At 51.3% G+C, this 15,201-nt stretch carries 10 protein-coding genes; 7 read left to right on the top strand and 3 right to left on the bottom strand.

Features of this window, described 5'->3' with window-relative positions; all coding sequences use genetic code 11:
- Positions 1-477 precede the first annotated feature (477 nt).
- Positions 478-4,635 carry a hypothetical protein gene (locus tag AC50X8_RS02930; protein ID WP_494878507.1) on the top strand — a complete coding sequence of 1,386 codons (4,158 nt, stop codon included), beginning with the start codon at positions 478-480 and terminating at the stop codon, positions 4,633-4,635.
- A gap of 171 nt (positions 4,636-4,806) precedes the next feature.
- Here AC50X8_RS02930 and AC50X8_RS02925 read toward each other — a convergent pair whose 3' ends face one another.
- Positions 4,807-5,487: an SDR family NAD(P)-dependent oxidoreductase gene (locus AC50X8_RS02925; protein WP_056034370.1), complete on the bottom strand. Its 681-nt coding sequence runs from the start codon at positions 5,485-5,487 to the stop codon at positions 4,807-4,809.
- 265 nt (positions 5,488-5,752) lie between these two features.
- Here AC50X8_RS02925 and AC50X8_RS02920 point away from each other — a divergent pair, with 265 nt between their 5' ends.
- Both AC50X8_RS02920 and AC50X8_RS02915 read left to right on the top strand, forming a co-directional pair.
- Positions 5,753-7,588, top strand: coding sequence for a helix-turn-helix domain-containing protein (locus AC50X8_RS02920; RefSeq protein ID WP_056034373.1), 1,836 nt, complete (start codon positions 5,753-5,755; stop codon positions 7,586-7,588).
- A 91-nt stretch (positions 7,589-7,679) separates the two neighbouring features.
- Entirely contained in the window at positions 7,680-8,717 is a 1,038-nt protein-coding gene (locus AC50X8_RS02915; RefSeq protein ID WP_056034375.1) for an ABC transporter substrate-binding protein, read from the top strand.
- 173 nt (positions 8,718-8,890) lie between these two features.
- On the opposite strand, the gene AC50X8_RS02910 is transcribed toward AC50X8_RS02915, so the two are convergent.
- The gene (locus AC50X8_RS02910) at positions 8,891-9,262 is read right to left on the bottom strand and encodes a cupredoxin domain-containing protein (protein WP_056034378.1); all 372 of its coding nucleotides are present in this window, start codon (positions 9,260-9,262) and stop codon (positions 8,891-8,893) included.
- 215 nt (positions 9,263-9,477) lie between these two features.
- Entirely contained in the window at positions 9,478-9,855 is a 378-nt protein-coding gene (locus AC50X8_RS02905) for a phage holin family protein (RefSeq protein WP_056034380.1), read from the bottom strand.
- 201 nt (positions 9,856-10,056) lie between these two features.
- Here AC50X8_RS02905 and AC50X8_RS02900 point away from each other — a divergent pair, with 201 nt between their 5' ends.
- The 4 genes from AC50X8_RS02900 (at position 10,057) to AC50X8_RS02885 (ending at position 15,196) form a co-directional block, all read left to right on the top strand.
- Positions 10,057-12,426, top strand: a complete 2,370-nt coding sequence (locus AC50X8_RS02900; RefSeq protein WP_494878501.1) for an endonuclease MutS2 — start codon at positions 10,057-10,059, stop codon at positions 12,424-12,426.
- A 71-nt stretch (positions 12,427-12,497) separates the two neighbouring features.
- A complete protein-coding gene (locus AC50X8_RS02895) occupies positions 12,498-12,920 on the top strand; it encodes a DUF350 domain-containing protein (protein WP_056034386.1) in 423 nt (140 codons plus the stop codon).
- A gap of 115 nt (positions 12,921-13,035) precedes the next feature.
- The gene (locus AC50X8_RS02890; RefSeq protein WP_494878499.1) at positions 13,036-13,563 is read left to right on the top strand and encodes a hypothetical protein; all 528 of its coding nucleotides are present in this window, start codon (positions 13,036-13,038) and stop codon (positions 13,561-13,563) included.
- A 325-nt stretch (positions 13,564-13,888) separates the two neighbouring features.
- Positions 13,889-15,196 carry an MFS transporter gene (locus tag AC50X8_RS02885; protein ID WP_494878496.1) on the top strand — a complete coding sequence of 436 codons (1,308 nt, stop codon included), beginning with the start codon at positions 13,889-13,891 and terminating at the stop codon, positions 15,194-15,196.
- Positions 15,197-15,201: the final 5 nt, after the last annotated feature.

The following is a 15,201-nucleotide window of genomic DNA, read 5'->3' as shown; positions in this document are numbered from 1 at the left end:
CTCTATATTTCTCGGAATGAAACGCGCCGCGCCGCCAAAGGATAGCGACAGCCGTTTCACCTTGAAATATAGGAAAGGATATGATGTGTCCATCCTTTCTCTATATTTCTCGGAATGAAACGCGCCGCGCCGCCAAAGGATAGCGACAGCCGTTTCACCTTAAAATATAGGAAAGGATATGATGTGTCCATCCCTTCTCTATATTTCTCGGAATGAAACGCACCGCGCCGCCAAAGGATAGCGACAGCCGTTTCACCTTAAAATATAGGAAAGGATATGATGTATCCATCCTTTCTCTATATTTCTCGGAATGAAACGCGCCGCGCCGCCAAAGGATAGCGACAGCCGTTTCACCTTGATATAATGCAACTATAATATAAGACTCTATGTGATATGTTCTTCTATATATAAGGATTGGGGAAACAATCCTGCTGATTGATAAGGGAGCGAGAAACACCTATAGGAGGATAATGTTTTATGGATACTGAGCAAACTGTAGTAACCGTTGATATATATGGGCATCAATATCGTTTGAAGGGCCATTCCAACTCAGAATATATGCGGCGTATTGCCGGAATGATAGATGATAGCATGAACAAAATTGCCAAAGGTTATCCACAGCTGGACCTGCCAAGAATTGCAGTGCTTGCAGCTGTGCAGATGACCGAGGAAGTGTTCCGCCTGCGCCGCGATAATGAGTCGCTGCATGACGCTGAGGCGAAGCGGCTAGTGCTTGCCGAGCAGCTTGGAGAGCTCCAAGGGATGATGGCAAGCTTGCGCGAGGAGTATCAGGCTTTGCAGGTAAAGGCGGAAATCGATCTGCAGGAGCTGCAGGAGGTTTTTGAATCCGAGCTGGAGCAGGCGAAGAAGAAAGCTGCCGAGGAACTGATGCATGCGCTCGCAGTAGCGGAAAATCAGCTGAAGGATATGCTGGCAGAAGCGGATGAGCGGCTTGCAGCGCAGCAGCAGGAAGCATCGGAAGCGCTTGCGCGTCAGCGCGAGGAAGCATCGGAGACGCTTGCTGCCCAGAAGCTTACGCTAGAAGGCGCGCTTGCGCGTGAGCAGGCCAGTGCAGCGGAAAAGCTTGCGGAAGCCGAGGCAGCTGCCGAGGAGCAAGTGGCGCGCGAGCGCGTTGAGGCGGCTGCGAAGCTGGCGGAAGCAGCCGAAAAGCTGATCGAAGCGGAAATCGTTGCGGAAGAGCTGCTGGAGCGTGAGCGTGCAGAAGCAAGAGCGAAGCTTGACGTATTAGAGGCGAAGCTGGCGGAGACGAAGAGTGCGGCGGATGAGGCGCTTGAGCGAGAGCGTGCGGAAGCGGAAGCGAAGCTTGGCGTATTAGAAGCAAAGCTGGCGGATGTGAAAAGTGCGGCGGATGAGGCGCTTGCGCGGGAACGAGCGGAAGCAGAAGCGAAGCTGGCAGAGGCGAAGAGTGCGGCGGATGAGGCGCTTGAACTGGAGCGTGCGGAAGCAGAAGCAAAGCTGGCGGAGGCGAAGAGTGCAGCGGATGAGGCACTTGAGCGTGAGCGTGCGGAAGCAGCCGAAAAGCTGATCGAGGCGGAAATTATCGCCGAGGAGCAGTTGGAGCGCGAGCGTGCCGAAGCGGCAGAGCGGCTCGCGGAAGTGGTTGAAAAGCTGACCGAAGCGGAAGCGTCTGCACAGGAGCAGCTTGTTCGTGAGCGTGAAGCAGCGGCAGCGAGCCTCGCGGAAGCGCAGAGTGGAGCAGATGCGAAGCTTGCGCGCGAGAGAGCTGAAGCGGCGGCGAAGCTGACCGAAGCGGAAGCGAAAATTTCCGAGACTGCAGCGAAAATAGCGGAAGTAGAGGAAAAGCTGATCGAGGCGGAATTGATCGCCGAGGAGCAGCTTGCGCAGGAGCGCGAGGCAGCCGCCGTGAAGCAGGCGGAATTGCGGAGCGGAGCGGAAGCAGCGCTTGCAGAGGCGCGCGCGGAAGCGGCAGCAGGCTTAGCGGCGGCCGAAGCGGCTGCGAAGGCGGAGCTGGAACGCGAGCAGGCAGAGGCGGAAGCCAAGCTGCTGGAAGCAAAAGCGGAGCTGGAGCAGGAACGCGCGGCAGCGACGGAGCTGTTGACGGAGGCGGAAGCGTCTGCGCAGGGGCAGTTGGAGCGTGAACGTGCCGAAGCAGCCGCTAAACTGGCAGAAGCCGAAGCAAAAGCAACCGAAGCAAGAAGCATCGCGGCAAGAGAGGTTGCGCGGGAGCGCGAAGCCGCTGCTGCGAAGCTCGCAGAGGCGCAGAGCGTAGCGGAAGAGATGCTGAAGCGCGAGCGTGAGGAAGCGGCAGCCAAGCTGGCAGCAGCAGAAGCGGCAGTACATGCTGCCGAGGAGCGTGTGGTGAGCGAACGGTTAGAAGCCGAAGCGAAGCTGCTGGAAGCGAAAGCAGCAGCGGAAGAGGCGCTGGAGCAAGAGCGCGCAGCAGCGACTGAGCTGTTGACAGAGGCAGAAGCATCTGCACAAGAGCAGCTGGAGCGCGAACGTGCGGAAGCGGCGGCTAAGCTTGCTGAAGTCGAGAAAGCTTTACAGGAGCGAATGGAGCGTGAGCAGGCTGATGCAGCATTGAAGCTTGTAGAAGCGAAAAGCGCCGCAGAAGAGGGACTTGCACGCGAGCAAGCGGAAGCAGCTGCGAAGCTCGCCGAAGCCGAGGCGGCCGCGCAAGCTCTCGTCGAACGTGAACGTGCGGAAGCGGCAGCGAAGCTAGCGGAGCTGAAAGCTTCAGCTCAAGTAGAACTGCAACGCGAGCAGGCAACTGCGGCAGAGCTGCTTGAAGAAGCGGAAGCGGCATTGTCAGCGGAGCGTGCAGCTAAAGCCCAAGCGATTGAGCTTGCTGCACATCAGCTAGCTGAGCGTGTGAAGCAGCTTGAGCAGGGCTGGCAGGCGAAGCTTGAACAGCGTGAAGAGGAATGGAAGCTGGAGCTGTCTAATACGGCTGAACAGCAGCAGCAGCAGCTTGACGAGCATGAGCAGCGCTTGCTTGCAGAAGCATCGGCTAATGTCGAGAAGCTGGTTTCCGCACATATGAAAGAGTTAACGGAGCAGGAGCAAGCCTTGAAGGCTGACCTCGCTTTGCGATATAAAAATTGGGAAGAAGAGCGGGCTAAGCTGCAAACAGCTGTTGCCGAGCTTCAAGAAGCAGCTGTCAAGGAAAAAGCTGCGCTTGAACAGCGTATTTCCGTGGCAGATGACCACTTATTGCAAGCTATGGAGCAGGAAGAAGCGTTGCGCTCCTCCCTTGCAGTACTAGAGCAGGAGCGCCAGGAGCGTGACGCCGAGCTTGGCGAAATTCGCCAGCAGCTGGACGAGCTGCATGTCATTAATGAGCAGCATGCCGAAACGCGTGCGCAGCTAGGCAATAGATTGAAGGAAGCCGAAGCGCAAATCGCTGAGCAGGCTAAGTATTTGGCGAATGAAGCGGCTAAAGCGGATGAGGCTGAACTGCGTGTTATGGAGCTGCAGGAAGAGCTTAGCAAGCTTCAGCAGCTGCAGCAAGATCATCAAGCTCACTATGAGCAGGCTAGAAACGAGCAGGAGCAGCAGTATCAGGAGCGGCTTACAGCATTTGAACAACAGCTTGCGGCCCAAGTCCAGCTTCATGAAGAATGGAAAAAGAATGCGGAAGAAAAACAGCTGGAGCAAGAAATTCAGTTCGAAGAAGAGCGTGAAGCGCTGGAGCTGCAGCTTCGTGAGCAGAAGCAAGCACTGGAGGCCAAGCAGCGTGAGGGCGAAGCAGCTCGAGGAGAGCTTACGCTTAAGCTTCGTGAGCTGGAGCAAGCACTCGAAGCGAAGCAGCGGGAAAGCGAAGCTGTTCATGCGGAGCTGGCACAGGAGCATCAGCGGCAGCTTGCTATGCTGGAGCAGCAGCGGGATGATGCAGCGAACCAGCTCAAGCAGGATTTTGCCGATCAGCTGGAGCTGTTGAAGCTTGAACAAATGGAGCAGTCGGAGCAGCTGGAACGTGATTGCTCGGAGCTAAGATCGCAGCTTCATGAGAAGCAGGCTGAATATGCTAGGTTAATTGAGCAGCAGAAGCAGCAGTTCGACGAGCAATACCGTGAACGCGAGCTGAAAGTGGAACAGCAGCATAAGGATGAGCAGGCTTCATGGCAAAGCAAGCTGCAGGAGCTTCAGGAGAAAGTAGAGCGGGCAGAGTTCCACGAGCTGGAGCTGGATGAAAAGCTGGGACAGCTGGCTCGGCACGAGCAGGAGCTTACGGAGCAGCTTGAATTGATTGCGGCACGTGAGCGTATCGCGGCTCAGCAGCTCGACATTTTACTACACAAACAGCAGGAACTGGATGAGCAAATGGAGCAAGAACGCAAGCGTTCTGAGCAATTGACAGATGAATTAAACCGGATGATTGCGGAAGAGTCCGAGCGACAAGCTGGCGAGGAGCATCTGAAGGGGCAGCTGGAGGCCGCTTTGGCGCAAGCCGCTGCGGCAGCCCAGCTGAGTGAGCAAGTTGATCAACGCAGGCAGCAGCTTGAGCTGGAGTGGTCTGAAGCCGTCCAATCGACAGAGCAGCTGCGGGCAGAGCACGAGAAGCTTACGATCGAGCATGGCAAGCTGGCGCACGAATACTCCTTGCTGCAAAACGAATACAATGAATGGATTGAACTAATCGAGCAAAGCTAGCTTTACTCAAAAAATCCGTTTATCTCGCCCGGTCCCCCGGAACTGCGATGATAAACGGATTTTTTCGCATATTGCTGCGCTGAGGAGGCACAAAAAAATCCCTTGAATAAAGCAGCGAGCCAATTGCCCGTGCTTCATTCAAGGGTTTTTGATATATATCGGCTCGCCCGATTAGCCATAGCTGACCGTACTGCCTGTTGGACCGCCGCGGGGCAGGCTTGCGAGACGCAGCAAATCTGGTGTGACGACTGCCGGGTCCTTGCCCGTGGCATGCATTTCGGTGCGAAGCGTGCCAGGGTTGTACAAATTAATGAGAATGCCATATTCATGTTCTTCATCAGCAAGTGTCCGGGTTAGCGATTCAAGCCCGGCTTTGGCCGCGCTGTAAGCGCCATAACCTCCGGCACCGTTCCAGGAAAGGCCCGATGTTATATTAATAATGCGACCATAGCGTTCTGCACGCATATATGGAATGACAGCTCTTGATAAATAAAAGGGTCCTGTCAAATTAGTAGCAACCTGCGTATGCCAGTTTTCAGAAGTCAACTCAATAACATGTCCAGACTCCAGCACGGCAGCATTATTGAGCAAAATGTCAATTTTGCCCCACTTGCCGACAGCTAGTATAACCGCTTGCTTAATTTGCTGTTCATCGGTGACATCTGTAGGTATAACAAGCGCTTCCCGTCCGGTAGCCTCTTTAATCGCCTCAAAGGTTTCTTGGAGCTTGTTCAATCGCCGGCCCAGCAACACGACCTCTGCGCCTTCTTTTGCAAACGATAGAGAAGCGGCCCTTCCGAGCCCACTGCCTGCGCCGCTTACAATTGCCACACGCCCATTTAAAAGGCTCATCGTATCTCTCCCTTCGGCTTTTGCGAGAAAAACTTCGTAAGCGCTAACTTTTAGCTATAATGACCATCTTATCAAAGGGAAGCGGGAAGGGAAAGTGCGGCAGTTATCAATTTTTCTTACAGGGTAGCAAAAGAAAAATGATATTTCAGTCCATTATCGTAAAAGCCGTGAATACATCGAGATGAATTAGAAGTGCATCGAATATGATAAAGTAAAGTTAGTCCCTCAGTTAGTCCCTAAATTATAGAGCGCAAGGAGCCTTACTATGTTTCTTAAAAAACAAACGATTAGCAAAAACGGAAAAACTTACGAGTACTTTCGGATCGTTTCAACCTACCGCGACGAATTCGGACGGAGGAAGCATCGAACGGAGAAATATCTGGGAGTGCTGAGCAGCGAGGAAGTATTGAGAGTCAAGGCTGAGCTGCGGAATCGAACAGCCCTTTCCGTACAAGGGCAGCTGAGCGTCGGGAGCGTTAGCGTCGCTTCCTCGGCAACGTTTGTTTTTCAAGAAATCGTTGCCTTTACTTATGCGCCTCAATCACCTATGGAATGGAATGTTGCCAGCACGGACATGCTGCTGCTCGTTCGCGAGGGGCGCGGTGAGATACATATGGGCGGCAAAAAAATTTTTCTCAAGGCTGGAACGGCTTTCTATTGGCCAGCGGGTAGCGGCATGCATGTCAACAATCCTTATGAGGAGACGCTGCTGCTGGACCGGATAACCTTTATCGCGATTGCCCCAATTGATGATGCAGGCAGCTTAGAGAGCGAAAGTGTATACGGCCGCGCAGCTGTTGCGCATTGGATTGGCGGGGAGATGCCGCTCCTTGCCCCAGAGCGTGCTTTACAGCTAGGAGTAGAACTGCATGAAGCGACCTCCCTGAAAAGCTTGCATAACCCGCTTAGAAGCCAGCTTATATTTTATCAATTGCTGAGCTTAGTGTTTAATGAACAATCGGTTCTGAAAGATGAAGAAGATGGGAGTCGTTGGATAGATAACGCCATTCAATATATTCGTAATCATTATGAGGAGAAGCTAACGCGAGATCGGCTTGCGGCAATGATTGGCATTAGCCCTGAATATTTTTCGCGTGTGTTCAAGCAGGAAACAGGCCAAAGCTTTTTGGATTATTTGTGCCGGATGAGAATTCGAAAATCCCAACAGCTGCTGCAGCTTTCTCCTCTGAGGAGTATAGGCGAGATTGCAAAGTTGGTCGGTTTTCAAAGCGAATATTATTTTAGCCGCAAGTTTAAACAAATGACTGGGCTGGCGCCTTCATCCTACCGATCCAAGCCTAAAATATATGCAGCATTGTCGTCCTACGTGACCTCATGCATGTTGACGCTAGGTGTCATTCCTGCAATCGGCCTAATTGAACCATGGATGAAGGAAGCCCATGCCAAGGGTATGGATTTGACTGCTCTTGAGGTGGTGGGACACATGGGCAAAGAAACATTGCGCAAGCTGGCTCAGGCTGGGCCCGACCTCATTTTGGCCGGGGAGCAGACCGCATATTCAGAACGGCTAAGGGAAATTAGCTCTGTGTGCGAAATACCTGATTTGGACGACAATTGGCGCGGGCCGTTCTTCCTGCTGGCAGAGGCGGTCGGGAAGCGGAGCGAGGGAGAAGCTTGGGTAGCCCGATTCGAGCAGAAAATAGTTGAAGGGAGAAGAAAAATGACTTCTTTCATCGGACGCGACGAGACTGTAGCGATAATGAAGATCGTGTCAGACAAGCTCTACATTTATGGCCGTTCCACGAGCATGGGAGGCATTCTTCTATACGGGGAGCTAGGATTGAAGCCTCCTGCAAGCGTTAGCCGCGAGCTGATAGACAGGAATATTCCAAACAAAGCATTCACTTCAGAGGAGCTGCTGGCATTTTCCGCAGATCATATCATTTTATTCGACTACGGCTCGCAAGGGCTTCCGAATAAGCGGGCCTGGATGAATAATGGGGCGTGGGGTAAACTTGAAGCCGTCCGGAACGGCCGCATCTATACGCCGAATCGCGAGATGTTTTATGGTTATGACACGCTGTCTCTGGAATATCAGCTCGAGGAGATTGTAAGGTTATTTTCCGCACATTCGGACTAATTTTTCGTCATGTTTGTATATGGACGTTAGCTGCCGAGAATTGTTATCATTTGATCGAATGATAATCAATTTCAATTAGGAGGCTGTTTCAATGTTGGTTTTGGCAAAAAAAATTTCCCCATCTATCGGTACGCTCATCTGCGTCATGTTCATACTTAGCGCGTGTGGCGGTAATTCCATTTCGAATACCCCAAGTACATCTAATACGACGGCCTCATCAACTGCCGCCTCAGAATTGCCAAGAGACAACAGCACACAAACGGATGAAGCTGCGACAAAAACCGTCAAGACTATCAAGGGAGATGTTGAGGTCCCTCTTCATCCGAAGCGAGTTATTGCCGGTTACTATCATGGTACACTGCTTGCTCTTGGCATTCAGCCTATTGGAGGCAGCAAAGAGTGGTGGATGGGCAGTCCCTTCCTGAAGGAGCAGGAAGCCGCAATAATGGACATCGGCTCCCCAGCTTCACCAGAGAAAGTGCTTGAAATGGAGCCTGATCTCATCGTTATTAATGATACACTCGCCGATCATTACGATAAATTTTCTCAGATTGCGCCAACGCTATTTATCGAGTACGGCTCTACAAAAAATGTTCGTGAAGAAGTGAAGCAAATGGGAGAGCTGCTGAACAAAAGCAAAGAAGCGGATGCATGGCTGGAAAAATATGAGCACAACGCCGAAAAAGCAAGAAATCAGCTGAAGGACGTTGTTAAGCCAGGATCGACAGCTGTTCTGCTTGAGGTAGATGGAAAGACGCTAGCGGTTTTGGGCGATAATTATGGCCGCGGTGGAGAAGTGATTTACAATGCTCTGAAGTTCAAGGCGCCAGATTGGGTGCAGGAGAACGTCATGGACAATGGAGCACAGTACGTGGAAATATCGGAAGAAAAGCTGGCTGAGCTCGCGAATACAGATTATATTTTCTTATCGACCTACACAGAAACAACGGAGGAGCAGTTCAAGGAATTGACAGATGGACAAATTTGGAAAAGTCTTCCTGCCGTGAAAAATGGAAATCTGATTCCTGTTGATTATAAGACGTATTTTTATTTCGATCCGATTTCTATTATTGGCCAGATCGATGCTTTAAAACAGACGCTTCTCGATCATAAAACCGACAATAATTAAGTATAAATTACTAGTTTCTTACTTGACGCTGCTAGACCGAATGGTTAGAAACGTTATCGTTTAAAAAACAGCCGCATTTTATTATAATTCATCATAAACAACAAAAACCGCCAGCACTCTCATTATGATGAGCGCATGGCGGCTGGATGCAACAAGCACCAATCCAAGCAAATTTATTCAACAATAAGCTTTGCTTGCATTTTAGTATGGCCTGTACCACAAGGCACGTTGCATACGATGGTATATTCGCCAGCTTTCAGCGAGATGGTTTTGGATTTATTATTTGGAATCGTAATATCGGTTTTGGTAACTTGGATGCCATGGACGCCATCCGTTGATTCAAGCTTAAGGTTAACGGCCTCGCCCTGCTTGATCTTATATTCGGTTTGCTCAAATTCCCAGCTCTTTGCTTTGACAATGACTTCCGCTGCACTGGCATCTGTATCTATAACGCCGCCCGCTTCGCTTGCTCCTCCGCTTGTCCCGCATGCGGCAATGATTGCAACAAAGCACATCACGGCAGCAAGATAAATCCACTTTTTCATCTTGTTCGGCTCCCTTTCTGCTTACACGCTTTATGACACGGAATTATTTTCCGCATCGCTTTTATTGTAACCCAATTTCCCCAAACTGACAGCATCAGAAGGTGACAAATTGTTGAATGGCTTGATGAAAAAGCCCTTGGCCATCGCTTTAGAGAGCGACGGGCAAGGGCTGACAAGCATACGACTTCCGCTAACGACGCATCACGATTAAGGCTTTAATGGTCGCTGCTGCGGCGGTCATGATCGGAGCGTCCGGCTTCATATGGCGTGCTGACGGGAATGAACAAGTCGATAATCCCGATCACGAGCGCAGCCAGAATGGCACCGAGCCAAGTAACCGAAACGCCGCTGACGATAAATTGGGCAATCCAGATGACGACGACGCTGGCGATGAAGCCGACGATGCCCCGTCCAAATGGCGTAACCTTTTTGCCGAAAATCGCTTCGATAATCCAGCCCAGCACGGCAATGACGATAGCCAGCATTAAAGCGCTCCAAAAACCGCCCACGCTGAACTGCGGCACAATCAAGCCCACAAGCATTAACACAAGAGCTGCTACGATGAACCGAACAACATGGCCTAAAAAGCTCATGTATTCAACCTCCTCAATTGATTTGAAATCCTTCACTACGGCCTGTGAAAAATCAACGGATTTTGCATGTCGACCAGGCTGGATATTGTGATTCCTTCGTATTGTAGCCAGTTTTCGCCGGAACATGTATGGAAGGTAACGTCATGTCGTGCATCAAAGCGCCGATTCGGCTATAATATAAGGGCGAGAGGAGTGTTACGCTTGGATAGTAAAATATTAACAACACTTGAATTTCACAAAATTATACATAAATTGACACAGCACGCAGCGACTTCGCTTGGCAAGGCCGAAGCGGAGAAGCTTGCTCCAAGCTCCGATTTGGAAACGGTTAAGCTGATGCTTCAAGCGACGGACGAGGCTTATAAGGCCGACCGTCTTAAGGGCAATCCGCCATTTGGCGGCATTACCAACATCAGCAGCTCGCTTCACAGATCGCGTATCGGTGGAACGTTGAACCCGGTGGAGCTTATGGAAATTGCGTCGACGTCCAGAGGGGCTAGGCGGGTTAAGCGTCATTTGGAAAATCTGCATGATGATGATCCGATTCCTTTGCTGCATGAAACGTCTGACCAGCTCAGCGAGCACAAGGAGCTTGAGGATGCGATTTTTGATTGCATTGACGATCAAGGTGAGGTTATGGATAGCGCGAGCGTCCAGCTCGCTTCGATACGCAGGGAGCTTCGTGGAGGCGAATCGCGCATCCGCGAGAAGCTGGAGCAAATGATTCGTTCCTCCTCGGTGCAGAAAATGCTCCAGGACGCTATTATTACGCTGCGCAGCGACCGTTATGTCATTCCGGTGAAGCAGGAGTACCGCTCGCATTTTGGCGGCATAGTGCATGACCAGTCTGGCTCGGGGGCTACGCTGTTTATTGAGCCGGAAGCAACGGTTGTCATGAACAACAAGCTGCGTGAGCTGAGAGCGGCAGAGCTGCGTGAAATTGAGAAAATTTTGCAAATGCTGACCGCGAAAGCGGCCGAGCATGTTGAGGATTTATTGTATAACCAGGAGCTGCTGGGCAGGCTGGATTTTGCTTTTGCTAAGGCGCGTCTTGGGCATGAGATGAAGGCGACGCTGCCACGCATGAATGATCGAGGCTTTCTGAAAATCAAAAGAGGGCGTCACCCGCTCATTGCGGCGGACAAAATCGTGCCGATTGATGTCGAGCTTGGCAATACGTACACAGCCATTATCGTTACGGGACCGAATACAGGCGGTAAAACCGTCTCGCTCAAAACAGTAGGCTTGCTCAGCTTGATGAGCATGTCCGGCTTGTTCGTTCCGGTAGAGGACGGCAGCCAGCTTTGCGTATTTGACGCTATTTATGCTGATATCGGTGACGAGCAAAGCATTGAGCAGAGCCTTAGTACGTTTTCCAGCCATTTAGTCAATATTATTCGCATTTTGAAATCCATGACGGCGAAAAGCCTCGTTCTGCTCGATGAGCTTGGCGCAGGCACCGACCCGGCTGAAGGCTCGGCACTAGCCATTGCGATGCTGGAGCATATTCATAGCATGGGCAGCCGTATTATTGCAACGACCCACTACAGCGAGCTTAAAGCATATGCATACAACCGCAAAGGTGTCATCAACGCAAGCATGGAATTTGATATTGCTACGCTAAGCCCAACGTACCGTCTGCTTGTAGGTGTTCCAGGCCGAAGCAACGCTTTTGCGATTGCAGAGCGGCTTGGCCTAAGCAAAACGATCATCGATCATGCGCGCGGTGAAGTGAGCGAAGAGGATCAGCGTGTTGAAAATATGATCGCGTCGCTCGAAGCTGACCGATTGAATGCGGAAAGCGATCGCCAGACGGCGCAGTCGCTAAGACAGGATATGGAGAAGCAGCGTGGACGGCATGAGGCGGAGCTGCGCAAATTCGAGGAGCAGCGCGACAAAATGCTTGAGAAGGCCCAGGAGGAAGCGCGCGAGGCAGTGGCAAAAGCACGCCTAGAGGCCGAGAAAATTATTTCGGAGCTGCGCAAGCTGGCGTTGGAGGAAGGCGCTTCTGTCAAGGAGCATAAGCTCATTGAAGCCCGCCGAAAGCTGGATGAAGCGGTGCCTGAGCTGCACAAGAAGCAAAATCGTCCTTCTAATGCCGGGCAACAGAAGGCAGTTCGCAAAATCGAAGCCGGAGACGAGGTTATGGTCTACAGCTTGAATCAGAAAGGGCTTATCATCGAGGTGCATGGGGCGGATGCGACCGTTCAGCTCGGCATTATGAAGATGAAGGTAGCCATTGCCGATATGGAGCTGATCAAGCCAGCTGCTCCGCTTAAGCAGCAGCCTAAGCAGGCAGCCAGCGTGAAACGCTCCAGAGATGAAAATGTGAAGATGGAGCTTGACCTCAGAGGCTCGAATTTAGAGGAGGCACTCATGGAGGTTGATCAATTTCTCGATGAATCCTTCCTCTCCGGCATCGGTCAGGTTTATATTATTCACGGACATGGCACCGGCGTGCTGCGATCAGGCATACAGCAATATTTGCGCAAGCACAGCCATGTGAAAAAATACCGCTTGGGCAACTATGGTGAAGGCGGAGCCGGCGTTACGGTTGCTGAGCTGAACTAAATTAGCTGGCTGCGGCCTGCAAGGCGCAGCCGCTGCATCATTTTCGCAAATCGGTTAAAGGAGGGTAACGCATGAGCAATGAGGTCGATGTGCTGCTTGGCAATTCCTATTTGGCAATGCTGCTTTATATATCCATTGTGGTTCTCTCGCTTCTCGTTTTTTTATGGGTGTTCGAACTCGTTACCCGTTACAACTGCTGGAAAGAAATTAAAAACGGCAACGTTGCTGTCGCAATGGCGACAGGCGGTAAAATTTTCGGGATATGCAATATTTTTAGATTTTCAATTGAAGCGAATGACTCCATTTACCAAAGCATGATTTGGGGCGCATTCGGTTTCCTTATTTTGCTGGGCGCTTATTTCCTATTTGAGTTTTTAACGCCGGTATTTCGTATCGATGATGAAATCGAGCGGGACAACCGGGCTGTTGGCTTGATTGCTATGATTATTTCCGTTTCACTTTCGTATGTCATTGGCGGTGCCATTGTGAGCTAGAATGCAGGAGGATCGACATGAAATATTTATGGGGAACATTGCTGGCGCTCGCCGTTGTGTTTTTTAGCATCGGGGTTTATTACGTAATCAACAATTAAATGGGGGGCAATCAAGGATGGAAGAGCAAGTGGTATGTCCATGGTGTTTGACGGAAATTGTATGGGATGAAGAAATCGGTCCCGAAAAGCATTGTCCGCATTGTGAAAATGAGTTGGATGGCTATCGTACGCTGCAATTCGGCGTCGATAATGACCGCGATGAGGATGATGAAGAAGAGCCGGAGTGGGAGCAAGAAGACGGCAGCGGTCAGCAAGCGGGCAGCGATTGGGATGAGGCAGATGACGGCTTCCGCAGAACGCATCGCGACTGGATTGGGGCGCAAGGCAAAGTGCAGCAAATCATTAATGAGCAGGAAGAGGCGCCAGAATGTCCTTCCTGCCGTGAATATATGCTGGAAGCAGGCAAAATGGCGATAGCGGCAGGCTCCTTCGAGCCAACGCTGCATCCGGCACTGGGACAGCCTCTGCTGCAGCCGCCATTTGAACTCAAGCTATATGTGTGCCCATCATGCTTCCATACCGCTACTCAGCTAAGCGGCAATGACCGAGAAGGAATGCTGAAGACACTCGCTTCCGAAGATTAATATCAAGCAGCCGGACAACGCGGTTTTGACCTGATTCGTCGAGGTCACTGCACTTGCTCCGGCTTTTTTTTTGAAATATAAGCAGGTATAAGTTTCCCCCTTATAAACGGCATATATTTCACCCGCGAAACGGTAGCTTTGCCGCCAGAGGACGGCGACAGCCGTTTATGCTTGTACCTCCAGCCTATAAATGCCAGCAAAATGAGCGGCATGTACCTGACGCATGTAGGGAACCTTATATAGCACCTAAATAAATGCAGGGCAGCATGCCGGGCGAGTAAGCAAGCAAGCCTATTCAGCCGGCAGCCGGGGAAGGGGTACAAAAATGAAACAGAACAAAGGTGAATTCAGTACTGGGGCAAAAACACGCATGAAAACGTCGATGCAATTGGGGCCATTCGGCCGCCCAACCATGCTGGGAAGAGCGCCTACAGGCGGCGTATTGGATCGCCAGGCCATATTGCTTCTGGCTGTTCAAGCGTTATTCGGCATCGCGCTTGCGCTCTCGGGAACGTTCGTGCCCATCTACTTATGGAAAGCCAGTTCCTCCTATATGCTGGTCGGCTGGTTTACGATGAGCCAGTATTTAACATGCGGCATTACCTTTTGGCTGGCGGGAAAATGGGTTAAAGAATATAATAAAATGAACAGTCTCCGCACAGGCATCGTGCTGTCGGGGGCTTTTTATTTCACGGTGCTCATGCTGGGCAAGCTGGCGGCGAGCTATATTATTCCGCTGGGCCTATTGAATGGGTTAGCGCTGGGCTTATTTTGGGTCGCATTTGATGTCATTTATTTTGAAATTACCGAGCCGGACAATCGCGACCGCTTCAACGGCTGGTCTGGTCTGCTTGGCTCTGGTGCGGGGATTTTGGCGCCGTGGGTATCGGGCTTGCTCATTACCTCGATGAGCGGCGAGCGCGGCTATCAGATTATTTTTACGGCATCGCTTGTCATACTGGCCATTTCGGTTGTGCTGAGCTTCTGGTTGAAGAAACGCAAGCAGGACGGCAGGCGATACAGCTGGACGCATGGCTTTCAGCAGCTTGCCATTCCCGGCAATCCATGGCGTAGAATGCTACCAGCTGTCGTAGCTCAAGGCGTACGGGAAGGTGTGTTTCTTTTTTTAGTCGGCTTGACCGTCTATATCGCCACGCAAAATGAGGCCAAGCTGGGCAGCTTTACGCTCATAACCTCTTTCGTTGCCCTAATCAGCTTCTGGCTGGTCGGCAAGCGGCTGTCCCCGCGCAATCGCAAGCGGGCGATGCTAGTTGGGACTGTCATGAATGGCCTTGTCATATTGCCACTATTTTACGAGGTGAATTTTACGAATTTATTGTTATTCGGTATTGGGACGTCCATATTTATGCCGCTCTACATTATACCGATGACTTCAAGAGTATTTGATTTAATTGGGGAATCGCAGTCCGGCGGTGGAGAACGCGAGGAATATATCGTCTTGCGCGAAGCGGGTCTGACGCTTGGACGGGTGCTTGGGCTTAGCGGCTATTTGGTCGTGCTGACGCAAAATCATTCTCCGCTTGCGGTCGTCTGGCTGCTGTTCGTAGTCGGCTCGGTACCTGTTATTGGCTGGTGGATGATGCGTCCATTGTTGGAACAAGAGACATCATGATTCAT

The sequence above is a fragment of the Paenibacillus sp. JT22N15 genome (assembly GCF_059383755.1).
The sequence above is the reverse complement of the archived record's forward strand: the minus strand, read 5'-3'. Positions and strand labels throughout refer to the sequence as shown.